Raw genomic sequence first — 26,560 nt, 5'->3', positions numbered from 1 at the left:
GAGCCTCGATCGATGCCCCCTCGCCTGCAAAGGCACCAGGCGGCATGTCGGGCGCGCTTCCTTAGCTGGCCATGGCCAGCCGTCCGGGAGCGAACGATCGCTGATCGCGCCCGTTGTTTCGGCTCACTTCGAAGCGCGCCAGCAGTTCGGAAAGGCGGCTGCTTTCCTGCGCCAGAGTAGCGCCGGCCGCATTCATTTCTTCGACCATGGCGGCGTTCTGCTGGGTCATCTGGTCCATGTGGTTCACGGACGTGTTGATTTCCGAAAGGCCTAACGCCTGCTCGTTTGCCGCGATGGCGATCGCCTCCATATGCTGGTTGACCGCCGCGACAAGCTTGGCGATCTCCTTGAGACCGTCGCCGGTATCGTTGACGAGAACCACGCCCTGGTTGACGGCGGCTTCGGAATTGCCGATCAGCGTCTTGATCTCCTTGGCGGCCTTGGCCGAGCGCTGCGCCAGTTCGCGGACTTCCTGGGCAACGACTGCAAATCCCTTGCCCGCCTCGCCTGCGCGGGCGGCTTCCACGCCTGCGTTGAGGGCAAGCAGGTTGGTCTGGAACGCGATCTCGTCGATGACGCCGATGATCTGGCTGATCTGGTTCGACGCCATCTCGATCTTCTGCATCGCATTGACGGCATTGGAAACGACGGTGCTGGAGTTTTGGGCGCGGGAGCTCGCATCGCGGACGATTTCCCGTGCTTCGCTCGCCCTTTCGGAGGTCTGCTTCACGTTGGTTGTCACCTCTTCCAGCGCTGCCGCTGTCTGCTCCAGCGATGCGGCCTGCTGTTCCGTGCGCTTCGAAAGCTGGTCGGAAGCAGTCGAGATTTCGTCGCTGCCGCTGCGAACACCCTGGGCGGTCAGGTTCACGCCTTCGAGCGCTGTGCGCAACTGGCGGACCGAGCTGTTGAAGTCATGACGCAAGGATTCGAACTGCGCGGAAAATTGCCTGTCGATCTCACACAACAGATCGCCGGCGGCAAGACGCTGCAGGCCGGAGGCGAGTTCTGATGTGGCCTGGGTCAGCCGCTCCTCGGCTTCGGACTCTGCCCTGCGCTGGAATTCGGCGCGTTCGGCTTCCGCCGCCTTGCGTGAGCTTTCCGCATCCGCCTCGAGCTGGCGGTTCTGCTGCGCTGCCTCGCGGAAGATTTCCACCGCGCGTGCCATGTCGCCGATCTCGTCGGTGCGAGCAGCACCCGGGATTTCGACGGAAAGGTCGCCGCCGGCGAGCGTGCGCATCACACCCGTCAACCGGCTGATCGGGTTGGCGATCCGCACGATGACCGTGTAGATGCCGAGAAGCGAAAGCGCAAAAGCGATGAGGGTCGCAACGCTGTAGATGGTGATGGACTGCTTTGCGGAAGCAACCTCCTCCGCCGTCAGCCTCGTCATCTCGTCGAGCGCGGCGGAGGCCATATCGGCAATCGAAGCCTGTGCGGGCGCGGCGGGCTTGCGCCAGTCGTCGACCGCCATATCGAAGGGCTTGCCGGCTTGAAACGCCTTGAGGGCGCCATTGCGCTGTTCGGCATAAGGTCCGGCGAAATAAGTCGTTTGTGCCGTCCGGTAGAGCGTCTTGATTTTTTCAGGCGTCGTCTCCGCGTTGGAGAGCTGGGTAATGACATCCCATGCCGTTGCCACGCGTGCATCCTGAACCGCGATTTCCGTCAGCTTGTCAGCGGCAAGCGGCTGCTTGGCAATCAGAGCACTGACGAAGGTGGAGTTGGCGGTGCCGAGCTGCGTGCGCGCCGTCCAGGCAAGGGAGCGGATCTGTGTGAACATGATCATCCCCGGCCCGCGCGCATTGATGGTGGCCTCGACCTGATTGGCGGCCTTTTCGAGATCGGCCAGCATCGTATCGGCAAGTCCGAGCACGGCCTTGCCGAGTGCCGGATCGCGATCCTTGACTGCCTGCATCAGCGCGGTGTCGACAGTCGCACGATAACCCGCCCACTGCGTGTAGGCGTTGAGGACGGGAGAGATCGTGTTGCGCAGGCTCGCCTGTTCGACGTTGGCGGTCAGGGTCTTTACCGCCGAGAAGGCCTTGTCCATCGACTCGCGGCCGGTATCCATGTTCTTGCGGCTGGACGCGACCTCGGCAGGTTCCATCTTGATGGCCGAAGATATGCCGCCGCGCTCGCCGCGTAGTCCGATCAACGCATTGAAAAGTGCTTCGTCGAGCTGTGCTAGTTCCGAGAGCCGGGTGGAGTTCCGGTAGCGGTCTATCTCCTGAGACAGCATTTTGCCCACGAGACCCAAAATGCCGAGGCTCAAGACAACAAAAGCCAATATCAAAGTATGCTTGATCGAAATCCGCACCTGCATCGCTCCTTATTTCAACAACCGCCGCGGGGGTTGGCTGGTTCGGCGGCTTTCCGGACTTGGACGGGAAAGATGGCCTAACCTCGCGTAGAACGTTAAATATTCAATTAAATACAACGCGTTCCGGAAGCCTGCGGAATCATTTTGCAAACCTGCAGCATCGCAATTGCCGAATGGCGAAAACCCGCCTCCCCATGGAAGGAAGGCGGGCCGGTCCGTCGTGCTGCAACGGACGGGAGCGAGGAGAGTCGCTCCGGATCAGATATGATGATGGGTCGGAATGACCGCAGGACGTTCACGGATCGGGCTCTGCGCCTGATCGCCGGATAGCAATCTATCTTTCATCGCGCCTTCATGGCGCTCGGTTGCCACATTCTCGGACAGCACACGAACGAAACCGCCGACACCCGCTGCCCGCGATTCCTTGCCGACAATAAGCGCCGTCAGGACGATTGCGGAGATAATGAGCTTCTTGATCATGGCTCTGCACCCTTTTCTTCGGACGGCTTGGATGCCGTTTCTTGAATGGCTTCATCCTATCCAGACGCTATTTCGGGCCGCTTAAACCGAAAGATGCAATTTTAGTGAAATCAGCTTTTTTCCCAACTTGGCACAGAAGGCTCGAAACAGCGCACTCAAAAAGGCAGCAGACTAGGCGGAAATTGATGCTTTTCGAGATGTGCCCGATCTCCTACCCCTCAAAAACAAGATGCAGAAAGGCAGGACAGCATGGGCAAGCCATTTTACTGGAACGAACTCAACACACTCGATTTCGCCGGCCTTTCGCCCGACAAGACCATCGCCATCCTGCCGATCGCTTCCACCGAGCAGCACGGTCCTCACCTACCAATCGCAACCGATGTGGCAATCGCCAACGGCATGCTGGCCGAATTGAAGACGCAGCGCCCCGAAGACCTCGATTTCCTCGTTCTGCCAACCCAGGAAATCGGCAAGGCGAACGAACACGTCTACGGTCCCGGCTCGCTATCCTTCGGGCCGGAAATCCTGATCCCCGCCTGGACCGCGATCGGCGCCAAGGTGGCGGAAGCAGGCGTGAAGAAGCTCGTCTTCGTCAATTCGCATGGCGGCAATGTCGATATCATGAGCATCGTCGGCCGCGAGCTGCGTGTCCGCCACAAGATGGCGGTAATCGGCACGCAATGGGGCCGCTTCGGCAATCCGCCCGGCCTGATCAGCGAGCACGAGCAAAAATACGGTATCCATGGCGGCGAAGTCGAAACCTCGCTGATGTTACATTTCCGCCCCGAACTGGTGCGGATGGAGAACGCGCAGAACTTCGTCTCCAAGGCGGAAAGCCGCTCGAAATACATGCAGCCTGCCCCCCCGCACGTGCTGTCCTGGGTGGCCCATGACCTGAACCTCCACGGCGTCGTCGGCGACGCCTCGAAGGGCACCGCCGAAAAAGGCGCGGCTATCTGCCGCCATCAGGTCGCGGGCTTCATCGAGATGCTGCGGGAATTCGAAACATTCCCGCTCGACGAACTTTATTCCCGCTAACCCTCGTCGCGCTGCGCGTCCCGGCCATGCGGCTGGAGCGGCAGATGGCCCTTGGCCTGCAGCTCGGCGACCATCGCGGCAAGCTCCGATAGCAGGAATTCCACGAACAGACTGGTCGCCGTATCGAGCGTCGTGCGCGCACGGGCGAAAAGCTTCATCGGCTGATGGCGCGCATGCAGGTTGACGATCGGCCGGAAGATCAGCTCGCCCCGCCGACATTCCGGCAGCACGTCGAGCGGATTGAGCAACGTCAGCCCCGTGCCGGCCTTGACCAGCTTCTTCAGCATTTCCGAGGCATTGCTTTCCACCAGCGGCTCCACCGCGATCGACAGCGGCGATAGCGCCAGGTTGATGATGTTGCGCAAACTGGTGCCCGACTGTGCAAGCACCAGCGGTTCCTGCACGACATCCGCAAGATCGACCGGCCCCTCTTCCACCGCCAGCCGATGCCCCGGCGGCATCACCACCCCGATCGGTATGTCGAAATTGGCAAGCGTGCGGATGCCGGGCGTCGCCGGGATGTTGAAGCCAAGCCCGAAATCCACCTCCCCCGTAATCACCGGCTGCATCGTGTTCGACGGCCCGTCATTGCGCAGATGAACCCGCACGCGCGGATGCTGCGCGACGAAGCGGGCTATGATCTCGGGGAGCGGCCCTGCGGCGAGCCCGACGGTCGAGACCAGTGTCACCTTGCCGGCCTGCGGCATCTTGAGACCGCGGATCCGCGCTTCCATCCGCTCATAGGTCTTCAGCACCTCCCGGATGTGCTCGATACAGAGCTCGCCAGCTGCGGTCAGCTTCAGCCCACGCGGCATCCGCTCGAAGAGCGGCGCCCCGAACTCTTCTTCCAGAGCCAGAATCTGCCGGTTGATCGCCGACGACGCGACGTTCAGCCGGGCCGCCGCCTTGCGGATCGACCCGCAACGGGCGATCTCGTCGATATATTGAAGTTTTCGCGAGTGCAGCATTTTCTCCGAAGCCCCTCATTGCATGTTTTTTGATCATGCACCACAATTTGGCAGGTTAAAATTCGAGCGCTGCCCTAAAGGCATCAATGTGAACGAATTTTGATGCTTTTCAAAGAGCAACGCAACCGTACAAATGTCCATCATAAGCTGCTCTCACGATGCCGCACGGTTTAACAGGGGAACAAAGCGACATGTCCAAATCATTGATGATGAAGAGTTTTCTGGCCGCGCTCGGCCTTTCGGCGATGGCGCTCGCCGCTCAGCCGGCTGCAGCTCTCGACGAAGTCTCCTACGGCACCAACTGGCTCGCTCAGGCCGAACATGGTGGCTTCTACCAGGCGGTCGCCGACGGCACCTATGAAAAGCATGGCCTCAAGGTGAAGATCGTGCAGGGCGGGCCGAATGCCGCCAACCGCGCGCTTCTGATCGCCGGCAAGGTCGATTTCTACATGGGCGGTCCGCTCGGCGACATGGATGCCGTCAAGCAGGGCATCCCGCTGGTCAGTGTCGCCTCGATCTTCCAGAAGGACCCGCAGGTCCTGCTCGCCCATCCCGATGCCGGTGTCGAGACCTTCGCGGACCTGGCCAAGATGAAGACCATCTTCATGGGCAAGGAAGGCTACACCACCTATTTCGAGTGGATGAAGAAGAACTTCAAAGGCTTCAAGGACGAGCAGTTCAAGCCCTACACGTTCAACCCGGCCCCCTTCATCGCCGACAAGGCTTCCGCACAGCAGGGTTACCTGACCTCCGAACCCTATGAGATCGGAAAGCAGGCCGGCTGGACGCCGAAAGTGTTCCTGATCGCCGATGCCGGTTACGGCCCCTATTCGACGATGATCACCACCACGCAGACGATGATCGACAAGAAGTCGGATGTCGTGCAGCGTTTCGTCGACGCTTCGCTCGAAGGCTGGTACACTTATCTCTATGGTGACAACAAAGCCGCCAACGACTTGATCAAGAAGGACAATCCGGAAATGACGGATGGCCAGATCGCCTATTCCATCGCCAAGATGAAGGAATACGGCATCGTGGTTTCCGGCGACGCCGAAACCAAGGGCATCGGCTGCATTACCGACGAGCGCTACAAGAAGTTCTTCGAGTCCATGGTCTCGATCGGCGTCGAACCGGCCGACCTTGATTACAAGAAGGCCTATTCGACCAAGTTCGTCTGCAAGGGCGTCGGCATGGCGCTGAAAAAATAGTCTCGGAAGAGCACAATGGTTCATTCCCTCTTTGCTGTGCCTGTCACGGCAAAGAGGGAATTGCCGCCCTGTCCCGACGAAGTTCAAGGCCCGTAATGAGCATGTCCCAAGCCCCGCTGATACCCGCCCCCGGGGAGACACGCAGACGCCCGCTGGTCGTCATGCGCTCCGTCTCGAAAATGTTCTCCAGCGGCACGCTGGCGCTCTCCGACATGTCGCTGACGGTCGAGGGCGGCGAGTTCGTCAGCCTGCTCGGGCCTTCCGGCTGTGGCAAGTCGACGGCACTGCGCATCATCGCCGGGCTTGGCGACGTCTCGACCGGGACGATCGATTGGCCAAGTTCCCGCATCAATTCCAAAGGCCTGCCGGAAGGCGACATCTCCTTCGTCTTCCAGGAGCCGACGCTGATGCCGTGGCAGACGGTGTTCGGAAACGTCTACCTGCCGCTGAAACTGCGCGGTGTTTCCAAATCCGCCGCCCGCGATGAAATCATGAAGACGCTCGCGACCGTAGGCCTCCAGGATTTCGCCGACGCCTATCCGCGCGAACTGTCGGGCGGCATGAAGATGCGCGTTTCGATCGCCCGTGCGCTGGTCACCAAACCGAAGCTGCTTTTGATGGACGAGCCCTTTGCCGCGCTCGACGAAATCACCCGCCAGAAACTCAACGACGACGTGCTGCGGCTGTGGCGCGAGACAGGTATCACGGTGATCTTCGTCACCCATTCCGTATTCGAGTCCGCCTATCTTTCCAACCGCATCGTGGTGATGAAGGCGCGACCCGGCCGGGTGCATGCGGATTTCCCGCTGGTGACAAGCCTCGAGCGCGATGCACGTTACCGCACCTCGGAAGAATACCGCCAGGCCTGCGAAAAGGTCTCGACCATGCTCATCGAAGCAATCGGCGGGGAGGAACATTGATGGCCGACACCGATACCGCCCTGATGCCGCCAAAGCCGGGCTTACTCAGCCGCAACCGCGATACGCTGCTGCGCACCCTCGTCCCGATCTGCGTGGTGGTCTGCCTCGTCCTCCTCTGGCAGTTCATCATCACCGTCAACAGCATCCCGCAATACATCCTGCCGGGGCCGCTGGCGGTCGCGAACTCGCTCTACAACGACTGGGGCACGCTCTCGCCCGCTCTCTGGGTGACGACGCAGATCACCATGCAGGCGCTGGCGCTGGCGCTGATCGGCGGCGTCGGCATTGCCGTCTTTCTCATCCAGTCGAAATGGATCGAGACCGCCTTCTATCCGATCACGGTCATCCTGCAGGTAACTCCGATCGTGGCGATCGCGCCGCTGATCCTGATCTATGCCCCGACGACCCAGGTGGCGCTTTTGATCTGCGCCTTCCTCGTCGCCTTCTTCCCGATCCTGTCGAACATGGTCCAGGGCCTGAAGAGCGTCGACCATAACCTGCTCAACCTCTTCGATCTCTACGGTGCCTCGCGCTGGCAGACGCTGCTCTACCTGAAACTCCCCTCGTCGCTGCCCTATTTCATGACGGGCCTCAGGATCGGCGGCGGCCTGGCACTGATCGCGGCGGTCGTTGCGGAGTTCGCGGCAGGCTCGGCAGGCGCCGGTTCGGGCCTTGCCTTCCGGCTGCTGGAATCCCAGTATCGCCTCAACATTCCGCGCCTGTTTGCGGCATTGATTTTGTTGTCGCTGCTCGGCGTGGTGATTTTTGCGATCACCTCCTTCATCTCCTGGTTTTTCCTGCATCGCTGGCATGAAAGCAGCCTGAAAAGAGAAAACTGATGACTGCCTTCATGACGCTTCCCGACGCCCGCCGTTTCGCGCTCACCAATGCGACGCTGCCGGCGGTTCTGGTCAAGGGCCTGCCGGCTGTCGCAAAAGACGGCCTCATGGAGGCCGATCTCGTCATCGCGGACGGGAAGATCGAAGCGATCCTGCCAAGGGGTTTCGCACCCGCCGATCTGGTCTCCGCCGATATGCGCGGCGGCATGATCTGGCCCTGCTTTGTCGACATGCACACCCATCTCGATAAGGGCCATTTCTGGGACCGACGCCCCAACCCGGACGGCACGTTCGAAGGCGCATTGATGAATGTGCGCGAGGACCGGATCGCCAACTGGACGGCCGAAGACATCCGCGCCCGCTTCGAATTCTCGTTGAAAAGCGCCTATGCCCACGGCACCAAGCTCATCCGCACCCATCTGGATTCGATCCCACCGCAGCCGGATATCTCCTTTCCGTTGTTCGACGAGCTTCGCGCCGAATGGAAGGATAGGATTGCGCTGCAGGCAGTCGCCCTGCTGCCGCTGGAATGCGTGCTCGACGAAAGCGTCTTCGGCGGCATCGTCGCGACGGCGAGGCGTTATGGCGGACTACTCGGCGGCGCCACCCGCATTCTGCCGGATTTCGAACGGATCCTCGACACGCTCTTCGAGGCGGCCGCCGACAACGGCCTCGATATCGACCTGCATGTGGACGAGACGGAAGACAAACAGGTCCTCACGCTGGAAGCCATTGCCGAGGCAAAACTCCGCAACCGTTTCGAAGGCTCGGTGACCGTCGGCCATTGCTGCTCACTAGCCCGGCAGGACGGCGAGACCGCAAGCCGCGTCATCGACAAGGTGGCCAAAGCCGACATCTCGGTCGTCTCGCTGCCGATGTGCAATATGTACCTGCAGGACCGCCATGCCGGCCGCACGCCCCGCTGGCGCGGCGTCACGCTGTTCCACGAACTGACGGCGGCCAGTGTGAAAACCGCCGTTTCCTCCGACAATACCCGCGATCCGTTCTATGCCTATGGCGACATGGACCCGGTCGAAGTTTTCCGCGAGGCGGTCCGCATCCTGCATCTCGACCACCCGCTCGACACATCCGCCCGCGTCGTCACCTCGACGCCCGCCGAAATCCTTGGGCGGCCGGATATCGGCGTCATTGCCGAAGGTGGCCCCGCCGATCTCGTGCTGTTCAGCGCAAGGCGCTGGAGCGAATTCCTTTCCCGTCCGCAGGCCGACCGCATCGTGATGCGGAATGGCATGGGCATCGACCGTCGCCTGCCGGATTACCGTGACCTGGACCCGATTTTGGACAAGTGAACATGCCGGATTACGCACAGATCAAGAAAGAACTCGAAGGCCTCGCGGTCGAGGACAATCCGGCGCTGGTGCGCCAGAAGAGCCGCGATTTCTACTGGTACTCGCCGATCCTCAAGGAAGAACTCGAGAGCGTCACCGCCGATCTCGTCGTCTCGCCGAAAAGCGAGGAAGAGGTGATCCGGGTGTTGAAGGTGGCCTACGCGCATGGCGTGCCGGTCACCCCGCGCGGTGCCGGCACCGGCAATTACGGCCAGGCCATGCCGCTCTCCGGCGGTATCGTGCTCAACCTCATCAACATGAACAAGGTCAAGGAAATCCATCCGGGCCGCGTCATCGCCGAGCCCGGCATCGTGATCGCCGAACTCGACCGCCAGACAAAGGCCCATTCCGGCCAGGAACTGCGCTTCCATCCCTCCACCGCCCAGACGGCGACGATCGGCGGTTTCGTCGCTGGCGGTTCCGGCGGCGTCGGCTCGATCCACTGGGGCGGTTTGCGCGACCTCGGCAATATACTGCGGCTGCGCGTCATCACCATGGAGGCTGAGCCGCGCGTGCTCGACCTGACGGCCTGGGATCTGCAGAAGGTCACCCATGCCTATGGCACCAATGGCATCATCGTCGAGGTCGAGATGCCGCTCGCACCCGCATACGACTGGGTCGACGTGCTGGTCGGTTACGACGACTTCATGGATACGGTGCGCTTCGGCGATGCGCTGGCCCACAAGAACGGCCTGCTGATCAAGGAGATCGCCCCGATCGCGGCGCCGATCCCCTACGACTATTTCCCGCGCCACAAGCCGTTCCTGCGCGACCGCAACCAGTCGATCGTCGTGCTGATGATCGCACCGCATTCGATGGATGCCTTCACCGCCTTTGCCGAGCGCCAGAAGGGCGAAATCCTGTTCCGCTCCGACAAGGTCGAGAGCATGAAAGGCATCCCGCATGCCTATGAACTCGCCTGGAACCACACGACGCTGCGCGCCCTGAAGGTCGATCCCGGCTTTACCTATCTGCAGGTCCAGTATCCGGGACCGGACCATGTCGCCAAGGTCGAGAAGATGACAAAACTGTTCGGCGACGAAGTGCCGGGCCATCTGGAATTCATCAAGTTCGACGGCCGCATGCAGTGCTCCGGCCTGCCTCTCGTCCGCTACACGACCAAGGAGCGGCTGGAGGAGATCATGCAGATCCACCGCGACAACGGTTGCCCGATCTTCAACCCGCACCGCTATACGCTGGAAGAAGGCGGCATGAAGCAGACGGACACCGTCCAGCTCGCCTTCAAGAAGGAGACCGATCCGAAGGGGCTGCTCAACCCCGGCAAGATGATCGCCTGGGACAATCCCGATTTCGATTTTTCCGCCGGCAAGAACTACCTCTTCCCGGGCCTTGCGGCAGCAGGTGGCTGATGCGTGTCCTGCTCGTCCATTCGCATCCGGTCGAAGAAAGTTATGGCGCAGCGCTGCACAGGCAAGCTCGCGAAAGCCTGACCAAGGCCGGGCACGAGGTGGATGACTGCGACCTCTATGCCGAAGGTTTCGATCCGGTCATGTCGCGTCATGACCGGATGACCTATCACGACTACCCCAACAACCTGTCGCTGGTGAAACCCTATGTCGACCGGCTGCAGGCGGCGGAAGGGCTGGTGATCGTCACGCCGGTCTGGAATTTCGGCTGGCCGGCCATGCTGAAGGGTTATTTCGACCGCGTCTGGCTGCCGGGTATCACCTTCGAGCTGAAAGACGGCAAGCTGACGCGAAAACTGCATATCGACAAGGTGGCGGTGGTCACCACCTACGGCGCCACCCGCTGGCGCGCCTTCCTCGCCGGCGACCCGCCGCGAAAGCTGTCGAAACGCGTGCTGCGGGTGCAGACCAACCCTGCCCGGCCGGTGACGTTTCTGGCCCATTACGACATGAACAACTGCACGCCGCAGACACGCGCTGCGTTCCTCGACAAGGTCCGGCGCGAGATGGAGCGGTTCTGACAGTTAGATCGGCTTGCCGATGGCAATCCATTCGGTCATCGACGACATAAGCTCTTTCGTCGGGTAGTCTTGAATATCGTCATCGGAGAAGCCTGCCGCCAATTGCCTCTCGTAGTGCCATTCTTGAAAATCCGCGTAGGCATCCAAAATCTTTCGCGGCCCTATGACCTCGGCATCCGCTTCATTGACCAGCCAGTTACGAACTTTGCGAACTGCTTTTTGGAATTCGGCCTCGTGTACGTCGAGATCGCACCCAGCCAGATCCGAGATCGCAATCTGATGACGATATCGCTTTTCCTCCAAAATCAGGATTTTCTTGCCACTCCGTTCGTCCAAGTGGAACTGACGGCACCCATAGTCGATTCCGAGTTCGAACGGCATATTCATCCTGGCGTGTTCGCCAGCGGCGTTTGCCTGTGCTCTGCTCAGGTCGTGAATGGAGAATTTCGAGTTTCGGATCAGATCAATGATCTTTTCTAACCGATTTTCTCCACCGTCGATCCGCTCCGTTGCCAACCGAGGCGCAAAGCCAAGATATACGACACAGAACAGCATCGCTTGCAAAATTGGCTCGTAATCTTTGTCAAAAGGGCAGTTTATAAAAACGGATTTTTCGAAAGGCGGATTGGGCAAGTCTCATCCCTTCGGCGGAAACGGATCCCCGCCATAAGAATTTCGCTCTCTGATCCTACCCTCACGGTCATGGATGTAGAGTTCCGTTCTCTGGTTTCGCGCAAGATCACGGGCCTTTTCGATAGCCTCTTGCTGGGTACCAAACGTACCAGATGCTCGGGATGCGCCTGCTTTCCGAACGCTCCATTTGTCACCGTTCGGGACGACGTGCTGACCTTTCTTCGACATCACAGATCCTTCAACCCATCATTGCAAATCAATATATATTGTAGTTATCGGTCCAAGCAAATGAGTGGCCGAAAATTATGTGTAGGTACAAGCCATATTCGCGATATGTTTGCCCGCACTTGCGGAAACGGCGCGGACTTTGTCATGAGGCTACCTTCGCCGCAAAATCGAAGCCGCCGCCTCCACCATTGCGACCCGCGTGGCCGCATCCGGTTCGTCTGCGTCCGGCGTATTCCGCTCGGAGATGAACAGAAACCGATCCACCTGCGCCCCAGCGGCCGTTACCGTCCGATAGATTTCCCAGCGCTGATGGATTCTCGCCGCAACCCGGAGCGACGGTATATTTTCCGGGCTGACGATCGAGACGATCCGCTCGAAACCGAGGCCGCCGAGACCAAAATCACGGCAGGCGGCGGCCGCCTCAACGGCATAACCACGGCCGAGCCATTCGCGCCGGAGATGATAACCAATCTCCGGCTCCAGGCCGTGGGGCGTCGGCTGAAGGGTAATGCCGCAATCACCAATCAGCTCGCCGGCTGCCTTCTCGACGATACCCCAGAGACCGAAACCGTTTTTCGCATAACTCCGGAAAGCAAGCTTTTCGAACCATGCTTCGGTTTCTTCGAGGCTCTTGGCGCGCGGATAAAAGCGCATGCTCTCGGCATCGCCGAAGATGCGAAACAAGATCGGCAGGTCCACCCTGGTAATTTCCCGCAATACCAGCCTTTCCGTTTCAACAACGTCACGCATCCCAAGCCTCGATCGTCGCGATATGGCCCGCCACTCTTTACTTGAACACGCTTTTTTGCGCTATTTCCCTCGATCGCGAATCTTCATGTTCAGGGACAGACAGACAATGACCGAGGCTTCACCACTCGCCACTATCCTGCGTCCCTTGCATCCCCGCGATCCGAACGAACATCACCGGGTTGCAACCCCGCTCGAACTGCTGTTCGACCTCGTGTCGGTGATCGCGATCGCATCGGCCGCCGCCGGGTTGCATCATGCGATTGCCGAAAATCATGCGGCGCAGGGGGTGATGACCTTCATCATGGCCTTCTTCGCCATCTGGTGGGCCTGGATGAACTTCACCTGGTTCTCGTCTGCCTATGACAATGACGACGTCGTTTATCGGTTGCTGACCATGGTGCTGATGGGCGGTTCGCTGACGATCGCCGCCGGCATTCCGGCTCTCTTTACAGAGGCACCGGATTTCACGCTGGTGATCTATGGCTACGCCGTCATGCGCATCGCCATGATCATCCTGTGGCTGCGCGCGGCCTATCACGACCCGGGCTGCCGGCCCACTGCGCTCGGTTATGCGATCGGGATCTTCCTCGTCCAGCTTCTCTGGCTGAGCTTCCTCTTTCTGCAGCCCCTCACCTTCGGCGTATCCTATATCCTCTGGGCGCTCGCCGTAGTTCTTGAACTTGCGGTGCCCGCCGTCGCCGAACGGCTGACCGCCAACACGCCCTGGCATCGCCACCACATCGTCGAACGTTACGGCCTGCTCAACATCATCGTCCTCGGCGAGACGCTGCTCGCCGGTTCGACCGCACTTCGCCAGTTCGCCGGCGAGGTCAACATCATGCTGGTGCATACGGCGCTTTCGGCGCTGGTCATCGTCTTTTCACTCTGGTGGGTCTATTTCGCCCGCGAGGAACAACTGAGCAGCCATCATTTGAGGCGCTCGCTTCTCTGGGGCTACGGCCATTTCTTCATCTTCACATCGGGCGCCGCGGTTGGCGCCGGTTTTGCCGTGCTCGTCGACATCATCACCCACCATTCCGAAGTCTCCATCCTCGTTGGAGATTATGCAGTGGCGATCCCGGTCGCGATTTATCTGGCGAGCCTGTGGTTCGTACGCGACCGTTACGTCTGCATCGGCCCGGCGCGTTTCACGCTCGCCGTGTTTGCCGTCCTGACGCTGCTTGCGCCGGCAATCGGGCTTGGGCTCGAAGGCATTGCGGCCACGACTGCGCTCGGCGTCATCGTACGAAACCTGTTTGCCGGACGCGCCTATTTAGCGTCACCTACATCTCATCCCAACCATTAAACTTTTCCTTAAATTTTACCGGTTATTAATCTCTGGAAACCGAGAGATTAAGCGATGCGTATTGCGTTTTTCATCGCCCTCCTGACCGTGTCCCTGTCTGCCTGCGCATCTGCGCCGAGCCGGGTCACCAATGCCTGCGCGATCTTCGAGCAGCGCGACGGGCTGTTCAACAACTGGGCGCGCGACGCCAAGAAGGCCGAGCGAGAATTCGGCGTGCCTGTACCGATCCTGATGGCGACGATCTATGTGGAATCGGGCTTCCAGCCCTATGCCCGGCCGCCGCGCACCAAACTGCTAGGCTTCATCCCGTGGACCCGCGCCTCAACGGCCTATGGTTACGCCCAGGCGCTCGACGGCACCTGGCTGACCTACAAGCAGGATACTGGCCGCTGGAGCGCCAGCCGCACCGATTTCGGCGATGCTGTTCATTTCGTCGGCTGGTATCACAACCGCAGCCATCTCAAGAACGGCATTCCGCTTACCGATAGTTATAATCTCTACCTCGCCTACTACACCGGCCAGGCAGGATATGCGCGCGGCGAGTTCGGCAACGGGGTCAAGCAGACCGCCCAGAAATCCGCCGGCATGGCCGCCAAATACGAAGCTCAGCTGAGGAGCTGCGGCTACTGAGCCATAACTCAGCGGCGGAACTCAGCGGCTGACGACGATGCGGGTGTTCGACAGGCCGTATTGGCTGGTGAGCGTGAAGAACGTCGCAGCGTTTTCTGGATGCAGGCGGATGCAGCCATGCGAGGCCGGACGGCCGAGCCGCCTTGTCTCGAAGGTGGCGTGCACGGCATAACCGCCATTGTAGAACACCGCAAACGGCATCGGCGCGTTGTCGTATTTGCGCGAACGATGGTTCCTGGACAGCGACTTGGCGCCCCAGTTTCCTGTCGGCGTCGAATAGCCTGGCCGAGCGGTCGAGACCTTCCATTCGTAAACCACGACGCCGTCACGCTCGACGGTCATGGTCTGTGACGACAGGCTGACGCTGGCAACGAGACCTGCGGAAAAGGCAGCGGGCGCGAGAAATTGCGCAGACAGAAGTGCTAAGGCACCCATTACAACAGGACGCATGGAAAAACCCCCGAATAACCTTGATCAGAACCCCACGGCTCACTGATAGCCCAATCAGCTCAAGGAATATTTAAAGAGGGGCCGTGATTTTTCTGCAAATGAAAAAATGCAGCACTTTGCTTCGCAATAGAAACAATCATGTGATCAATAAAAAATAAATCCGCCTCGTCCGACCATGCTCGGCATCAAAGATATAAAGCCTTTATTTATTTGAAGGCGGCGTCAGAACACCTTCGCCGCCGTCACTTCCACTTCCACCAGGAATTCGGCCCGGGTAAAGCCGCCGACCACGATCAGCGTCGAGGCCGGTTTCGGGTCGAGCGTATAGCGGTCGCGCACCGCCATATAGGCCGGAAAATCCTCCCGGCTGGTGACGAAGCCGGAAATGCGGATGACGTCCGCATAGGTCATGCCCGCCTCCTCGAGGATCGCGCCGATCGCCTTGAAGCAAAGTTCGGCCTGGCCGGCTACATCCGGCGGGATCCTGTCCTCGGGCGAAATGCCGAGCTGGCCGGAGGTGACCAGCAGGCTTGCGCCCGGCGGCACCAGCAGGCCGTGATTGTAGCCGCCGAACGGCTTGCGGACGGAGGAAGGATTGAAGGTCTTAAACGCCATACCCAACGATACCCTTGATTTCGAGGAAGTCGTGAATGGCCCAATCGGCATATTCGCGGCCGTTGCCGGATTGCTTGAAGCCGCCGAAGGGCGCGAAGAGATCCCATTCGGGATAATTGATGAACACCGAACCGGCGCGTAGACGCGCCGCCACCCGGCGGGCATGAACGAGGTCGCCGGACTGGACATAGGCGGCAAGCCCATAGGGCGTGTCGTTGGCGATCTCGACCGCCTGCTCTTCTGTCTCATAAGGGAGGATCGACAGGACCGGCCCGAAGATCTCCTCTCGCGCGATGGTCATGTCGTTGCTGACGTTTCCGAACACGGTCGGGCGGATATAATAGCCGCGGTTGAGGTTTTCCGGCCGGCCGGGGCCGCCGGTGACCAGCGTCGCACCTTCCGCGATGCCCGCCTCGATCAGCCGCTGTATCTTGTCGAACTGGGTCTGGCTGACCACCGGGCCGAGATCGATGCCATCGGCGCGCGGATCGCCGGTCTTCAGTTTCTCGGCCGCAGCCTTCGCAATTCGAAGCGCCTCGTCATGGCGTTTGGCCGGCACCAGCATGCGGGTCGGCGCATCGCAGGATTGGCCGGAATTGCCAAAGCAGGCGGTCACGCCGTCCGCCACCGCCTTTTCGAATTCCGCATCAGCCAGGATGATATTGGGCGACTTGCCGCCGAGTTCCTGCGCCACCCGCTTCACGGTATCGGCGGCGGTTTTGGCGACGATCACGCCGGCGCGGGTGGAGCCGGTGAAGGACACCATGTCGACATCCGGATGGCCGGCCATCACTTGGCCCACGTCCGGTCCGGTGCCGTTGACGAGGTTGAAGACGCCCTTCGGCGTGCCCGCCGCCTCCATCACTTCCGCAAAGATGATGCCGCTGATCGGCGCGATCTCGGAGGGTTTGAGCACCATGGTGCAGCCGGCGGCGATCGCCGGTGCCACCTTGCAGACGATCTGGTTGAGCGGCCAGTTCCACGGCGTGATCAGCGCGCAAACGCCGATCGGCTCTTTCACGATGGTCGTCGTACCGCGCGTCTCCGTGAATTCGTAGGCTTCGAACGCCTCGATCGTCGCCTTGAGATGCCCCTGCCCGGCAGCGGCCTGCGCGTCCCTCGCAAAGCCGATCGGCGCACCCATTTCCTGGGAAACGGCTTGCGCGATATCCTCGTAGCGCTTTTCGTATTCGACAAGAATCCGACGGAGCAACGCCAGCCGCTCCTCCTTCGACCATTGCGAGAAGGCCGGGAAAGCAGCCTTGGCCGCCGCAACGGCCTTGTCCACATCCGCCTTGGAGCCGAGCGCGATGCGCGTATAGGCCTCTTCGGTGGACGGGTCGATGACATCCAGAGCGACCGGAATGGCCGGCCCCACCCAGACACCGTCGATGAAGAATTTCAGGTGGTTACTCATGGGAGACCTCCGGGCAGCCAGAAACGTGATCGAGCCACTATCGGCCATCGTTATTTGCCTCGCAAGCCCGAAGGAGGCGTTTGCATGTGGAGCTTTGCCCCTCATCCGGCTGCCGCCACCTTCTCCCCGTATGGACGGGGAGAAGAGATATGCCGCACCACCTTGCCCAGCCGAAACCCCGATCCAGAGGGACGGGGATCACGCGGCTTGCGTCCTTCTCCCCGTCAGAACGGGGAGAAGGTGGCGGCAGCCGGATGAGGGGCAATTCCATGCCCCGGAAGGCCGATTATTCCATCGCCACGCTGTGATCCACAGCCGGTGCCTTGGCCGGCTTGCGCAGCACGAACAGCAGCGGCATCACCGCAAGCGACATGATCATCAGCAGCTTGAAATCATCCACATAGGCGATGATCGTCGACTGCAGCGTGATGATGCTGTCGAGTGCGCTGGCGCCGGCAACCGTCGTCGGGTCCAGGCCCGCCGCAGCCTTTGCCTGGAAGGCGTGGTTGAACGGCGTCACGTAGCTGACGATGTCCGCATGATTGCGCTGGACATTTTCCACCAGCAGCGCCGAGACGACGGCGATGCCAACGCTGGAGCCGATATTACGCGACAGATTGTAGAGACCGGTCCCGTCGCCGCGCATATGCGCCGGCAAGGTCGCGAACGCGATCGTCGTCAGCGGCACGAACAGGAAGCCGAGGCCCGCACCCTGGATGAAACCGACATAGACGATCGTCCACTGCGAGACGTCAGGCGTCCAGCCCATCATGTCATACATCGCCCAGGCGGTGATCGCGAGGCCAAGGAAGATCAGGATGCGCGTATCCACCTTGCCGATCAGCCGTCCGACCAAGAACATGCACACCATCGTGCCGAGACCGCGCGGCCCCATGACGATGCCGGCGGTAATCACCGGATAGCCCATCAGCGATTGCAGGTACGGCGTCATCAGCGCAAGCGAGGCGAGATAGGTCACCCCGATCACGAAGATGAAGATCATGCTGACGGTAAAATTCTGGTCGAGGAAAAGGCGCGGATTGATGAACGACTTTTCCGTCGTGAACGTGTGCACCAGCAGCAGGTAGAAAGCGGCGGCGCAGACCAAGGCTTCGACGACGATCTCGCTCGAGGAGAACCAGTCGAGCTGCTGGCCGCGGTCGAGGAAGAGCTGCAGCGACGCGATAGCGAGACTGAGCATGCCGAAGCCGAACCAGTCGAGCTTCGCCTGCGCGTCGATCTTGGTCTCCTTGACGAAGACGCTGATGCCCATGAAGGCCAGGATGCCGATCGGCACGTTGATATAGAACACCCAGCGCCAGCTGATATTGTCAGTCAGCCAGCCTCCGATGACCGGGCCGAGCACGGGGCCTACCATGACCGAGACGCCGAACAGCGCCATCGCCGAACCGCGCTCCTCGACGGAATAGATGTCGAGCAGGATGCCCTGCGACAGCGGCACGAGCGCTGCGCCGAAAAAGCCCTGCAGCAGGCGGAAACCGACGATCTGCGGCAGCGACTGGGCCAACCCGCAAAGCACGGAGGCGGCGACGAAGCCGAAGATGGCGACGAGCAGCACGCGCTTGCGGCCGAACTTGGCGGCCAGGAAGCCGGACGGCGGCGTCATGATTGCCGCGGCGACGATATAGGAGGTCAGCACCCAGTTGATCTGGTCGGCGGAAGCCGAAACGCTGCCTTGGATATAGGGCAGCGCGACGTTGGCGATCGTCGTATCGAGCGCCTGCATGATGACGGCCAGAATGACGCAGGCGGTGATCGCACCACGATTGGCGACCACCGACGCTGCCGATGAAACGACGTTGCTCATGATCGTTTACTCGTGCGCGTAGGCGGTCGACTGGTTGAGGAGCTTCTGGGCGAATTCCGGCAGGCCGCGCTTGTGGCCGGTATCGACATCGACCACCGTGCTCATGCCGGCGCGAAGCGGCGGCTTGCCGGCCGTGTCATCGATCGTCACGCGCATCGGAATGCGCTGCACGACCTTGACCCAGTTGCCGGACGTGTTCTGCGCCGGGAGCAACGCGAAACTGGAGCCGGAGGCGGGGCTGACGCTCGCGACCTTGCCCGTCCACTGGACACCCGGATAGGTATCGACGCTGATCGTCACCGGCTGGCCGGGCTTGATATAGGTAAGCTCGGTTTCCTTCGGATTGGCGGCGATCCACATGTTCCTGGTCGAGACCAGCGAGAAGCCCTGCTGAGCGGCTTCGAGATAGCTGCCGACCTGCAGCGCGCTGACATTGGTGACGATGCCGTCGAACGGCGCCCGCGCGACCGTGTTGTTCAACTGGCGTTGCGCATCGTCGACCGCGGCCTGGGCTTCGAGATAGAGCGGGTTCTGTTCGATGGGTTGGTCGGCATTGCCGCCGAGCTGGGCAAGCGTCGCATCGGCCTGCGCCTTGGCGACCGCCACCTTCTGGTGGGCGGCGTCGAGATTGTGCTTGGCGTCATCCAATGCCGTCTGCGAGGCGGCCGAACCGGAGATCAGCCGTTCCTGACGTTCGACAACGGTCTGGAAATAAGGAATGTCGGCTTCCGCCTGAGCGATCTGTGCGAGCGATTCACGGTAGGAGGCCTGCAGGTTGAGGAGCTGGTTGCGTGCGGCCCCGAGCTTTGCCTTGGCCCCGTCAAGCGCGATGCGGAAACTGTCCGGCTTCAGCGTGAAGAGAACCTGGCCCTGGCTGACCTCCTGGTTCTCGTGCACGTCGACGGACGCCACGGTGCCGGCGACATCGGTCGTTACGCCGATCATGTCCGCCTGGAGATAGGCGTTGTCGGTCGACAGGATCTGGCCGCCTTCGACGTAATAATAACCGCCGATGACCAGCGCGATCGGCAGTAGCGCGAAGAGCACCGGGCGCTTGAGGCTCCGTCGCTTGCGCGCCCTGCTGTGTTCGGCGGCTGCCGGAGCGGGTGTTTCGAGAACGGTGACGTTGCTGTCTTCGGACGAACGGGCGGTGGTCTCAGTCATGGGAGGACTTCTTTTGAGCTTTGTCGGCCGGCGCGCGGCAGGCCGTAACGAGGTTGGATTTCATGTGTTCGAGTATTTCAAAGAGACGGGCGCGGTCGGCGTCCGAAATGTTCTCGAGCGCATCCTGGCGCGTCGCATCTCCAAGTTCGCGGCCGTCGTCGATTAGAGCCCTCGATTTTTCGGTCGTGTAGAGCAATGTGATCCGCCGGTCGGTCTCATGCGGGCGTCGCTCGATGAGGCCGCGTTCCGCAAGGTTGTCGAGCACCCGCATCACCGAGATCGGCGAAATTTCCAGAAGCTCGGCAAGCGCCTTCTGGTGAATGCCTTCGCAGCGGGAGAGATAGACAATCGTCTGCCACTGGGCGCGCGTCAGGCCGATATGCTTCGCGCGCTGCTCGAAGCGCTTTCGAAACAGGCGTGCGACGTCATTAAAAAGAAAGCCGAGAGTCGGGTTGTTGTTTGGCATGGCAAATACTAGTGCGCTGATGATAAGCATGTATATATTCTGAGGTCGATTGACAACCAAGAACCCTGCGACGTTCTGTCGCCGTCGGCATCACAGTTTCGTGCGCGGATCGCCTCGCTGCCTGCTGTAGGGCAAACTTGATTTTCCGGACATGTGGAAGCTTTCGGCGATCTCGCTATAGGCCGGCAAATCAATTGCGGGACGATCCCGCTGCTACATTAGGAGTTCGCTCACCAATGAAAGTGAGGGAATTCTAACAAACCTTAAATGTTCGCGAAGGCTGTCGAAATACATCGGCAACAATACTGCTTCATCCAACCTTAAAAGCTCGGCGTTATAGAATAAATCAGCCTCGCGACGACCGGCAAATCTCTCCGCATCGCTTGGATCGCGGACGCGACAGATCAACATCGATTTCAGAAAGCACCGGCCCGATGCAACGCAGCCTTCTCCCTCTCGCCCTTATCGGGCTACTTGCGCTGCCGATGCCCGGCGCCCAGGCGGCAGCACTCACCGACGACCTTCAAGGCCTTTCCAAGCAGCAGGTCGAGGACAGTGTCGAGTTCGCATTCGGCAATGCGCTGTTTTTCCTGTTCCATGAAGCCGGACATATGCTGGTTTCGGAATTCAACCTGCCGGTTCTTGGCCGCGAGGAAGATGCCGTCGACACGCTCTCCACGCTGCTCCTGCTGGAGGCGGATGGCGAGGTTTTCGATACGGCGCTGACCGACTCCGTCGACGGCTGGACGTTATCCGCCGAGGCCAGCGAGGCGGCTGAAGAGGAGCAGGCCCTGTGGGATGTCCACGCACTCGACCGCCAGCGCGCCTTCAGCATGGTCTGCATGATGGTCGGCAAGGGTGCGGAGAAATTCAAGGAATCAGCCGATAACCTGGAATTTCCGGAGGAGCGCCGCAAGCAGTGCGTCGGCGAATATCAGAAAGCCCGTGACAGCTGGTTCGGTGTCCTGAAACCGCATCAGCAGGCCGACGGACAGAACAACAAGTTCACGATCACCTACAAGAAGCCGAACAACAAGGAGCTCCAGGATTATGCGGACCTGACGAAGACGGCGAAGGTTCTGGATATCCTGGCGGAGCTTCTGTCCGGGCTCTACAAACTCGACGACGGCATCAAGCTGACGGCCGCCGAATGCGGCGAGTCGAATGCTTACTGGTCGCCAAGCGAACGGGAAGTGACCTACTGCTACGAGTTGATGCAATTGCACACGCAAACGGTTGCCAACTATTTCCGCAACGGCGAGAAGAGCAGCGACGACGAAGCGGAGGAGAAGACCTCCGAGACAAAGCCGGCCCCGACAAGAGTATTCGGAACGGCGACTGCCCGCCAATAGAAAAGCCGGCAAAACTTGAGATCAAAATGCCCGGCTCTCAATCGAGGAGCCGGGCGTTTTCATTTTGGCGTCAAGCACCGTAGGGCGCGAAGAACTTTTTGGCGGCCTCGATCTCGTTGGGACGGATCTCATGCCCGCCGCCATGCCATTCCAGCGTCACCGTGTCGCCCTGCGTCTTGAAGTAGTCCGCAAGGTCGGTGGTCTGGGCCACGGAGGCGATCGGATCATGCTGGCCGGCGGTGATCAGCACACGGCTCTGAAGCTTGCCCTTGCGGTCTTTTGGCGCGAACGGGATCAGCGGATGCATCAGCACGCCCGCGTCGAACAGGCCGGGCTTCTCGATCATGATATTGGCGAGAATGTTCGCACCGTTCGAAAACCCGAGGCCGAGCACGGTCGAGGAACCGTAACGTTCGCGGTTGGCGGCGACGAATTCGCTCATCCGCTCGGTCGCCCGGGCAAGATCCTCGCAATCATAGACACCTTCAGCCTTGCGGCGGAAGAAACGCGCCGCGCCGTGTTCGGAAATGTCGCCGCGCGGCGAGATCACCGTGGCGCCGGCCAAAAGACGGCCGCCGAATTCGAAGAACTGATTTTCATCGCCGCCGGTGCCGTGAAAGACGAACAGGATCGGCGCTCCGGATGCACCGGCGCGCGCCCGGTGCACATAACTGTCGTAACTCATGATGGTCTCCTTGGACGCGTCGCCTGATTAGGCGTCCAGCGGTTCGAGATGTTGTTCGAGCGTTGCCCGCAGATGTGCATGCTGTGCGGGCAGCTTCAGGGCTTCGCCGAGATGGGCGGTATCCTCGTCCCGATCGAAGCCGGGTTCGTTGGTGGCGATTTCGAACAGCACGCCGCCCGGCGTGCGGAAATAGATCGCCCAGAAGTAATCGCGGTCGATGACCGGGGTGACCTGGTAGCCGGTATCCATCAGCGCCTTGCGGACTTCGAGTTGCTTTGCGCGGTTCTCGACCGCAAAGGCGATGTGATGAACCGACCCGGCGCCGAGATTGGCGCGGGCAATGTTCGGCATGGTCTCGATATCGATGACATCGGCGCCGTTGCCGCCCGGCATGATCAGGCGGGTAACGCCATCCTTGGCGTCGGCTTGGCTGTAGCCCATGAATTTCAGGAGCTCGGCGGTAGCACCCTCATCGCGAAGACGAAGCGAAGCGGAGTGAAAGCCGCGGATCGCGTGATCTTCGGAGATGCCGTTGCCGACGAACTGCTTGCGGGCATCGTCCTTGACTTCGACGAGCGCGAACCCGTCGCCATCCGGACCGGCGAAATGCAGGCGGTTTTCACCGAATGCGCTATCGGCCTTGATGCCTTCCGCGCCGGCTTTGGACAGGCGGTCGGTCCAGAAACCGAACGAACCTTCCGGAACCGAGAAGAGTGTCGTTCCGACTTCGCCGGTGCCCTGACGGCCGCGGGCGATATGCGGGAACGGGAAATAGGTCATGACAGAGCCGGGAGAACCGACTTCGTCGCCGTAGTAGAGATGGTAGACATCCGGAGCGTCGAAGTTGACGGTCTTCTTGACCCGGCGAAGGCCGAGCGTGTCGGTGAAGAACTTGTTGTTGGTGCTGGCGCTGGCAGCCATCGACGTGACGTGGTGGAGGCCCTTGATCTGGTCGAGCATTTAAACCCCTTTTCTGCGGACCGCCTGTGCGGCCTGCTGTTCTGGGGTAAAGATGGTGGAAGGACCGGGGATTGGATAGACGCGACGATCCGAACGCATTGTTCACTCTGCGTAGACGACCATTGGTCAATCGTTCACAGAACTAGGTTCGTTCCGGCAGGCGCCAATCGACCGGATCCTTGCCGATCGACTGCAGATAAGCATTCGCCTTGGAAAATGGTCGCGAGCCCAGAAAGCCGTTATGCGCGGAAAGCGGCGACGGATGGGCCGACTTGATCACCAGATGGCGCTGCTGATCGACGAAGGCCGCCTTCTTCTGGGCATAGGAGCCCCACAGGATAAAGACGACACCGTCGCATTCGTCGTTAACCGCCCGGATCACCGCATCGGTGAACCGTTCCCAGCCCTTGCCCTGATGCGAGGCCGCCCTCGCCTCCTCGACCGTCAGCACGCTGTTCAGCAGCAGGACACCCTGCTCCGCCCAATGTTCGAGGCATCCGTGCCTGGCCGGTGGAATGCCGAGATCCGTCTCCATCTCCTTGTAGATGTTGACGAGCGACGGCGGGACGCGCACGCCCGGACGAACGCTGAAGCAAAGCCCGTGTGCCTGGCCGAAGCCGTGATAGGGGTCCTGGCCGAGGATGACGACCTTCACCTCGTCGAGCGGGGTCAGATCGAGCGCGCGGAAATATTCCGAGCCTTTCGGGAAGATGCGTTTGCCCGCTTCCTTTTCGGCGACGAGGAAGCGGCGCAATTCGCTCATATAGGGATTGGAAAACTCAGGCCCGAGCGCATGTTTCCAGCTTTCCTCGAGCTTGACCTCGCCTTCCGCCATGTCTTGGCCCTTCAGATCACATGATGGTTGGAACGGGAATGCCAGTCCCAGGCCGAACGGATGATATCGTTTAGGCTATATTTCGGTTCCCAGCCGAGAACCGCCCGCGCCTTGTCGTTATTGGCGACCAGCGAGGTGGAATCACCTTCGCGCCGGCCGGTATATTCCACCGGGAAAGGTTTTCCGGAAACCGCCGAAATCGCCGCGAGCAGTTCCTTCACCGTCGTGCCGGTGCCGGTGCCGAGATTGAGTTCGACCGTTTCGCCACCGGCGAGAAGGTAGTCGACTGCCCGGACGTGCGCGTCGGCCAGATCGAGCACGTGGATATAGTCGCGCACGCAAGTGCCGTCGCGGGTGTCGTAATCGTCGCCGAACACCTTGAAACCCTGGCGACGGCCAAGCGCCGCCTCGATCGCGAGCGGGATTGCGTGGGTCTCAGGCGTGTGCCACTCGCCGACCCGGCCCTCGAAATCGGCACCGGCCGCATTGAAGTAGCGCAGCATGACCGATTTCAGGTCCTTGTAGGTGCCGTAGTCCTTCAGCGCCTGCTCGACGATGAATTTGGTACGCCCGTACGGATTGATCGGCGCCTGTTTGTGGGTCTCGTCCATCGGCACGCGATCCGGCAGGCCGTAAGTGGCGCAGGTGGAGGAAAACACGAAGGCTTTCACACCCGCATCGATCGCCGCCGACAGCAGCGTCAGCGCGCCTATGACATTGTTGTCGTAGAAGGCCACCGGGTTCTTGACCGATTCCCCCACCTCGATCAGCGCCGCGAAATGCAGCACGGCGTCCGGCTTGTGTTTGGCAAACACTTCATCGAGCCGGGCGCGGTCACGGATATCGCCCTGTTCCAGTTCACCCCAGCGCACGAATTCCGCATGCCCATTGGAGAGATTGTCGAAGACAACAGGCTGATAACCTCGCTCGGCGAGCACCAGGCACGTATGGGAGCCGATATAGCCAGCCCCGCCGACCACGAGTACYTTTTTCCCTGACATCATTTCCCCTGCGGTTATTGAAGCCGGCGGCACTATAACCGGCGGCGATCGAAAAGCCAGCACTTGACCACAACAAGCCACATTGAAAAATATAGCACCTGGTGCTATATTCAACTATGCTTGGTCGGGTATTCAAAACGGCATGGTTTGCCAAGGCGGCAAAGAAAGCCCGGATATCGGACCGCGAGCTTTGCAAAGCCATTGCTCAGGTTGCCTCGGGTCAGGCGGATGACCTCGGCGGCGGCGTTTTCAAGAAGCGCCTCAACGACAACCGGCATCGGTCCATCATTCTGGCGAAAGCGGCCGAGTTCTGGGTCTATGCCTATCTGTTCGCCAAACAGGATCAGGCCAATATCGACGATGACGAACTGGCGGCGTTCCGCAAGCTGGCCGAACTTTATCGAAAGAAGACGCCCGGTGCTTTCGATGCGGAACTGAAAAGCGGCGCACTGGTGGAGATTTGCAATGGCAACTAACCGGAAATTTAAGAGCGATGCTTTCGAGGCGATCCATAACGCCGTGGAAGGCATGTACGAAGCCGGCACGATCGACAAGGAAACAATGCGGACCTTTGACGAGACCTGCCTTTCGGTACCGGTGGAACTTGGACCTGAGGAGATCAAGGCCTTGCGGGAGGGCAATCACGTCAGCCAGCCGGTCTTTGCCCGTTATCTAAACACCAGCGAATCGACCGTGCAGAAGTGGGAGACCGGCGCCAAGCGCCCCAGTGGGCCCGCGCTGAAACTTCTGGACATCGTGCGCAAACATGGTCTTCAGATGTTGGCCTAATTTTTCATTTAAGAGTTTTCATGCGTCTCCTTTTTCTCGCCCTCGGCTGGCTGTTCGTCGCAATCGGCATTGTCGGGGCTTTCCTGCCTGTCCTGCCCACCACTCCGTTTCTGCTGCTGGCAGTCGCCTGTTTTGCCCGCTCCTCGCCGCGGCTGGAGGCATGGTTGCTCGAGCACCCGAAATTCGGGCCTTCGCTGCGCAGTTGGCGGGAAAAGGGTGCGATCGCGCGGAAGGCGAAGATCGCAGCGATCTCGCTGATGGCGGTGAGTTATGCGGTGTTCTGGTTCGGCACCTCGCCGCCATTGTGGCGGGCGGCGCTGGTGGCCGCGGTCATGCTCGGCTCGGCGACCTTCATCGTCACCCGTCCGGACACCTGACCATCCA

The 26,560-nt window shown here is 60.5% G+C and carries 29 protein-coding genes; 13 read left to right on the top strand and 16 right to left on the bottom strand.

All coding sequences use genetic code 11. The annotated features are described in order from the left end of the window. Positions 1-61 precede the first annotated feature (61 nt). Together AC1D3C_RS13300 and AC1D3C_RS13295 are read right to left on the bottom strand one after the other, a co-directional pair. Positions 62-2,236, bottom strand: coding sequence for a methyl-accepting chemotaxis protein (locus AC1D3C_RS13300; protein ID WP_477483211.1), 2,175 nt, complete (start codon positions 2,234-2,236; stop codon positions 62-64). Positions 2,237-2,575: 339 nt separating this feature from the next. Beyond that, positions 2,576-2,797 (bottom strand): hypothetical protein, encoded by a 222-nt coding sequence (locus tag AC1D3C_RS13295; RefSeq protein WP_477483210.1) that lies wholly within the window; start codon positions 2,795-2,797, stop codon positions 2,576-2,578. A 249-nt stretch (positions 2,798-3,046) separates the two neighbouring features. Between AC1D3C_RS13295 and AC1D3C_RS13290 the strand changes: the two genes are divergently transcribed. Further along, positions 3,047-3,835, top strand: coding sequence for a creatininase family protein (locus AC1D3C_RS13290; protein ID WP_477483209.1), 789 nt, complete (start codon positions 3,047-3,049; stop codon positions 3,833-3,835). Here AC1D3C_RS13290 and AC1D3C_RS13285 read toward each other — a convergent pair. Further along, positions 3,832-4,803 carry a LysR family transcriptional regulator gene (locus AC1D3C_RS13285; RefSeq protein ID WP_477483208.1) on the bottom strand — a complete coding sequence of 324 codons (972 nt, stop codon included), beginning with the start codon at positions 4,801-4,803 and terminating at the stop codon, positions 3,832-3,834. The two genes, AC1D3C_RS13290 and AC1D3C_RS13285, sit on opposite strands and share 4 nt — an antisense overlap. A gap of 191 nt (positions 4,804-4,994) precedes the next feature. On the opposite strand from AC1D3C_RS13285, the gene AC1D3C_RS13280 reads away from it, so the two are divergent. The 6 genes from AC1D3C_RS13280 (at position 4,995) to AC1D3C_RS13255 (ending at position 11,067) form a co-directional block, all read left to right on the top strand. Then, entirely contained in the window at positions 4,995-6,011 is a 1,017-nt protein-coding gene (locus AC1D3C_RS13280) for an ABC transporter substrate-binding protein (RefSeq protein WP_038544656.1), read from the top strand. Positions 6,012-6,106: 95 nt separating this feature from the next. Beyond that, positions 6,107-6,931, top strand: a complete 825-nt coding sequence (locus AC1D3C_RS13275) for an ABC transporter ATP-binding protein (protein ID WP_046635064.1) — start codon at positions 6,107-6,109, stop codon at positions 6,929-6,931. Beyond that, positions 6,931-7,770: an ABC transporter permease gene (locus AC1D3C_RS13270; RefSeq protein WP_477483207.1), complete on the top strand. Its 840-nt coding sequence runs from the start codon at positions 6,931-6,933 to the stop codon at positions 7,768-7,770. The genes AC1D3C_RS13275 and AC1D3C_RS13270 overlap by 1 nt, the downstream gene beginning before the upstream one ends. Continuing rightward, complete coding sequence (locus AC1D3C_RS13265) at positions 7,770-9,080, top strand: cytosine deaminase (RefSeq protein ID WP_477483206.1); 1,311 nt, start codon at positions 7,770-7,772, stop codon at positions 9,078-9,080. Before AC1D3C_RS13270 ends, AC1D3C_RS13265 begins: the two co-directional genes overlap by 1 nt. Positions 9,081-9,082: 2 nt before the next feature. Beyond that, the gene (locus tag AC1D3C_RS13260) at positions 9,083-10,489 is read left to right on the top strand and encodes an FAD-binding oxidoreductase (RefSeq protein ID WP_477483205.1); all 1,407 of its coding nucleotides are present in this window, start codon (positions 9,083-9,085) and stop codon (positions 10,487-10,489) included. Continuing rightward, positions 10,489-11,067, top strand: a complete 579-nt coding sequence (locus AC1D3C_RS13255) for an NAD(P)H-dependent oxidoreductase (protein WP_477483204.1) — start codon at positions 10,489-10,491, stop codon at positions 11,065-11,067. Before AC1D3C_RS13260 ends, AC1D3C_RS13255 begins: the two co-directional genes overlap by 1 nt. 3 nt (positions 11,068-11,070) lie before the next feature. Here AC1D3C_RS13255 and AC1D3C_RS13250 read toward each other — a convergent pair whose 3' ends face one another. The 3 genes from AC1D3C_RS13250 to AC1D3C_RS13240 form a co-directional block, all read right to left on the bottom strand. Then, positions 11,071-11,700 carry a hypothetical protein gene (locus AC1D3C_RS13250; RefSeq protein ID WP_477483203.1) on the bottom strand — a complete coding sequence of 210 codons (630 nt, stop codon included), beginning with the start codon at positions 11,698-11,700 and terminating at the stop codon, positions 11,071-11,073. Positions 11,701-11,703: 3 nt separating this feature from the next. Continuing rightward, positions 11,704-11,928, bottom strand: coding sequence for a DUF2188 domain-containing protein (locus AC1D3C_RS13245; RefSeq protein WP_247137084.1), 225 nt, complete (start codon positions 11,926-11,928; stop codon positions 11,704-11,706). A 150-nt stretch (positions 11,929-12,078) separates the two neighbouring features. Next, the gene (locus AC1D3C_RS13240; protein WP_477483202.1) at positions 12,079-12,678 is read right to left on the bottom strand and encodes a GNAT family N-acetyltransferase; all 600 of its coding nucleotides are present in this window, start codon (positions 12,676-12,678) and stop codon (positions 12,079-12,081) included. A gap of 106 nt (positions 12,679-12,784) precedes the next feature. Here AC1D3C_RS13240 and AC1D3C_RS13235 point away from each other — a divergent pair, with 106 nt between their 5' ends. Beyond that, entirely contained in the window at positions 12,785-13,984 is a 1,200-nt protein-coding gene (locus AC1D3C_RS13235; protein ID WP_477483201.1) for a low temperature requirement protein A, read from the top strand. 54 nt (positions 13,985-14,038) lie between these two features. Then, positions 14,039-14,614 carry a transglycosylase SLT domain-containing protein gene (locus tag AC1D3C_RS13230; RefSeq protein WP_038544669.1) on the top strand — a complete coding sequence of 192 codons (576 nt, stop codon included), beginning with the start codon at positions 14,039-14,041 and terminating at the stop codon, positions 14,612-14,614. A 21-nt stretch (positions 14,615-14,635) separates the two neighbouring features. On the opposite strand, the gene AC1D3C_RS13225 is transcribed toward AC1D3C_RS13230, so the two are convergent. The 6 genes from AC1D3C_RS13225 to AC1D3C_RS13200 form a co-directional block, all read right to left on the bottom strand. Continuing rightward, on the bottom strand, positions 14,636-15,064 hold the full coding sequence (locus AC1D3C_RS13225; protein ID WP_477483200.1) for a L,D-transpeptidase: 429 nt from the start codon (positions 15,062-15,064) through the stop codon (positions 14,636-14,638). Between the two features lie 222 nt (positions 15,065-15,286). Continuing rightward, positions 15,287-15,679: a RidA family protein gene (locus AC1D3C_RS13220; protein WP_477483199.1), complete on the bottom strand. Its 393-nt coding sequence runs from the start codon at positions 15,677-15,679 to the stop codon at positions 15,287-15,289. After that, positions 15,669-17,096: an aldehyde dehydrogenase family protein gene (locus AC1D3C_RS13215; protein WP_477483198.1), complete on the bottom strand. Its 1,428-nt coding sequence runs from the start codon at positions 17,094-17,096 to the stop codon at positions 15,669-15,671. Before AC1D3C_RS13215 ends, AC1D3C_RS13220 begins: the two co-directional genes overlap by 11 nt. 286 nt (positions 17,097-17,382) lie before the next feature. After that, on the bottom strand, positions 17,383-18,924 hold the full coding sequence (locus AC1D3C_RS13210) for a DHA2 family efflux MFS transporter permease subunit (protein ID WP_477483197.1): 1,542 nt from the start codon (positions 18,922-18,924) through the stop codon (positions 17,383-17,385). A 6-nt stretch (positions 18,925-18,930) separates the two neighbouring features. After that, positions 18,931-20,088, bottom strand: coding sequence for an HlyD family secretion protein (locus AC1D3C_RS13205; protein ID WP_038544679.1), 1,158 nt, complete (start codon positions 20,086-20,088; stop codon positions 18,931-18,933). After that, on the bottom strand, positions 20,081-20,584 hold the full coding sequence (locus AC1D3C_RS13200; protein ID WP_247137078.1) for a MarR family winged helix-turn-helix transcriptional regulator: 504 nt from the start codon (positions 20,582-20,584) through the stop codon (positions 20,081-20,083). The genes AC1D3C_RS13205 and AC1D3C_RS13200 overlap by 8 nt, the downstream gene beginning before the upstream one ends. 404 nt (positions 20,585-20,988) lie before the next feature. Between AC1D3C_RS13200 and AC1D3C_RS13195 the strand changes: the two genes are divergently transcribed. Next, positions 20,989-21,906, top strand: a complete 918-nt coding sequence (locus tag AC1D3C_RS13195; protein ID WP_477483196.1) for a DUF4344 domain-containing metallopeptidase — start codon at positions 20,989-20,991, stop codon at positions 21,904-21,906. A gap of 70 nt (positions 21,907-21,976) precedes the next feature. On the opposite strand, the gene AC1D3C_RS13190 is transcribed toward AC1D3C_RS13195, so the two are convergent. The 4 genes from AC1D3C_RS13190 to galE all read right to left on the bottom strand — a co-directional run bounded on the left by AC1D3C_RS13190 (position 21,977) and on the right by galE (position 25,387). Then, positions 21,977-22,591 carry an alpha/beta hydrolase gene (locus AC1D3C_RS13190; protein ID WP_477483195.1) on the bottom strand — a complete coding sequence of 205 codons (615 nt, stop codon included), beginning with the start codon at positions 22,589-22,591 and terminating at the stop codon, positions 21,977-21,979. Positions 22,592-22,618: 27 nt separating this feature from the next. Next, a complete protein-coding gene (locus AC1D3C_RS13185; protein ID WP_477483194.1) occupies positions 22,619-23,551 on the bottom strand; it encodes a VOC family protein in 933 nt (310 codons plus the stop codon). 142 nt (positions 23,552-23,693) lie between these two features. Beyond that, positions 23,694-24,386 carry a uracil-DNA glycosylase gene (gene ung, locus AC1D3C_RS13180; RefSeq protein WP_477483193.1) on the bottom strand — a complete coding sequence of 231 codons (693 nt, stop codon included), beginning with the start codon at positions 24,384-24,386 and terminating at the stop codon, positions 23,694-23,696. Between the two features lie 11 nt (positions 24,387-24,397). Beyond that, positions 24,398-25,387: a UDP-glucose 4-epimerase GalE gene (gene galE, locus AC1D3C_RS13175; RefSeq protein WP_477483192.1), complete on the bottom strand. Its 990-nt coding sequence runs from the start codon at positions 25,385-25,387 to the stop codon at positions 24,398-24,400. A gap of 116 nt (positions 25,388-25,503) precedes the next feature. Between galE and AC1D3C_RS13170 the strand changes: the two genes are divergently transcribed. From AC1D3C_RS13170 to AC1D3C_RS13160, 3 genes are read left to right on the top strand one after another with little or no spacing between them, the layout of a single operon-like run. Beyond that, complete coding sequence (locus AC1D3C_RS13170) at positions 25,504-25,863, top strand: type II toxin-antitoxin system RelE/ParE family toxin (protein WP_247137092.1); 360 nt, start codon at positions 25,504-25,506, stop codon at positions 25,861-25,863. Then, positions 25,853-26,176, top strand: a complete 324-nt coding sequence (locus tag AC1D3C_RS13165; RefSeq protein ID WP_247037887.1) for a helix-turn-helix domain-containing protein — start codon at positions 25,853-25,855, stop codon at positions 26,174-26,176. The genes AC1D3C_RS13170 and AC1D3C_RS13165 overlap by 11 nt, the downstream gene beginning before the upstream one ends. Before the next feature lie 20 nt (positions 26,177-26,196). Next, positions 26,197-26,553 (top strand): YbaN family protein, encoded by a 357-nt coding sequence (locus AC1D3C_RS13160; protein ID WP_105414712.1) that lies wholly within the window; start codon positions 26,197-26,199, stop codon positions 26,551-26,553. The last annotated feature ends 7 nt before the right edge of the window (positions 26,554-26,560 follow it).

Source organism: Neorhizobium sp. P1_A6 (genome assembly GCF_056406795.1).
Note: the sequence above shows the minus strand (reverse complement) of the source record. Positions and strands in the feature narration are given on the sequence as shown.

Excerpts from the sequence above, each read along its gene's own strand:
- AC1D3C_RS13225 (WP_477483200.1), bottom strand. The coding sequence starts at position 15,064 with ATGCGTCCTGTTGTAATGGGTGCCTTAGCACTTCTGTCTGCGCAATTT.
- AC1D3C_RS13210 (WP_477483197.1), bottom strand. The coding sequence starts at position 18,924 with ATGAGCAACGTCGTTTCATCGGCAGCGTCGGTGGTCGCCAATCGTGGT.
- AC1D3C_RS13185 (WP_477483194.1), bottom strand. The coding sequence starts at position 23,551 with ATGCTCGACCAGATCAAGGGCCTCCACCACGTCACGTCGATGGCTGCC.
- AC1D3C_RS13260 (WP_477483205.1), top strand. The coding sequence starts at position 9,083 with ATGCCGGATTACGCACAGATCAAGAAAGAACTCGAAGGCCTCGCGGTC.
- AC1D3C_RS13170 (WP_247137092.1), top strand. The coding sequence starts at position 25,504 with ATGCTTGGTCGGGTATTCAAAACGGCATGGTTTGCCAAGGCGGCAAAG.
- AC1D3C_RS13165 (WP_247037887.1), top strand. The coding sequence starts at position 25,853 with ATGGCAACTAACCGGAAATTTAAGAGCGATGCTTTCGAGGCGATCCAT.
- AC1D3C_RS13290 (WP_477483209.1), top strand. The coding sequence starts at position 3,047 with ATGGGCAAGCCATTTTACTGGAACGAACTCAACACACTCGATTTCGCC.
- AC1D3C_RS13220 (WP_477483199.1), bottom strand. The coding sequence starts at position 15,679 with ATGGCGTTTAAGACCTTCAATCCTTCCTCCGTCCGCAAGCCGTTCGGC.
- AC1D3C_RS13280 (WP_038544656.1), top strand. The coding sequence starts at position 4,995 with ATGTCCAAATCATTGATGATGAAGAGTTTTCTGGCCGCGCTCGGCCTT.
- AC1D3C_RS13275 (WP_046635064.1), top strand. The coding sequence starts at position 6,107 with ATGAGCATGTCCCAAGCCCCGCTGATACCCGCCCCCGGGGAGACACGC.
- AC1D3C_RS13160 (WP_105414712.1), top strand. The coding sequence starts at position 26,197 with ATGCGTCTCCTTTTTCTCGCCCTCGGCTGGCTGTTCGTCGCAATCGGC.
- AC1D3C_RS13230 (WP_038544669.1), top strand. The coding sequence starts at position 14,039 with ATGCGTATTGCGTTTTTCATCGCCCTCCTGACCGTGTCCCTGTCTGCC.
- ung (WP_477483193.1), bottom strand. The coding sequence starts at position 24,386 with ATGGCGGAAGGCGAGGTCAAGCTCGAGGAAAGCTGGAAACATGCGCTC.
- AC1D3C_RS13270 (WP_477483207.1), top strand. The coding sequence starts at position 6,931 with ATGGCCGACACCGATACCGCCCTGATGCCGCCAAAGCCGGGCTTACTC.
- AC1D3C_RS13295 (WP_477483210.1), bottom strand. The coding sequence starts at position 2,797 with ATGATCAAGAAGCTCATTATCTCCGCAATCGTCCTGACGGCGCTTATT.
- AC1D3C_RS13215 (WP_477483198.1), bottom strand. The coding sequence starts at position 17,096 with ATGAGTAACCACCTGAAATTCTTCATCGACGGTGTCTGGGTGGGGCCG.
- AC1D3C_RS13195 (WP_477483196.1), top strand. The coding sequence starts at position 20,989 with ATGCAACGCAGCCTTCTCCCTCTCGCCCTTATCGGGCTACTTGCGCTG.
- AC1D3C_RS13205 (WP_038544679.1), bottom strand. The coding sequence starts at position 20,088 with ATGACTGAGACCACCGCCCGTTCGTCCGAAGACAGCAACGTCACCGTT.
- AC1D3C_RS13300 (WP_477483211.1), bottom strand. The coding sequence starts at position 2,236 with ATGCTGTCTCAGGAGATAGACCGCTACCGGAACTCCACCCGGCTCTCG.
- AC1D3C_RS13235 (WP_477483201.1), top strand. The coding sequence starts at position 12,785 with ATGACCGAGGCTTCACCACTCGCCACTATCCTGCGTCCCTTGCATCCC.
- AC1D3C_RS13190 (WP_477483195.1), bottom strand. The coding sequence starts at position 22,591 with ATGAGTTACGACAGTTATGTGCACCGGGCGCGCGCCGGTGCATCCGGA.
- AC1D3C_RS13265 (WP_477483206.1), top strand. The coding sequence starts at position 7,770 with ATGACTGCCTTCATGACGCTTCCCGACGCCCGCCGTTTCGCGCTCACC.
- AC1D3C_RS13255 (WP_477483204.1), top strand. The coding sequence starts at position 10,489 with ATGCGTGTCCTGCTCGTCCATTCGCATCCGGTCGAAGAAAGTTATGGC.
- AC1D3C_RS13240 (WP_477483202.1), bottom strand. The coding sequence starts at position 12,678 with ATGCGTGACGTTGTTGAAACGGAAAGGCTGGTATTGCGGGAAATTACC.
- AC1D3C_RS13245 (WP_247137084.1), bottom strand. The coding sequence starts at position 11,928 with ATGTCGAAGAAAGGTCAGCACGTCGTCCCGAACGGTGACAAATGGAGC.
- AC1D3C_RS13285 (WP_477483208.1), bottom strand. The coding sequence starts at position 4,803 with ATGCTGCACTCGCGAAAACTTCAATATATCGACGAGATCGCCCGTTGC.
- AC1D3C_RS13200 (WP_247137078.1), bottom strand. The coding sequence starts at position 20,584 with ATGCTTATCATCAGCGCACTAGTATTTGCCATGCCAAACAACAACCCG.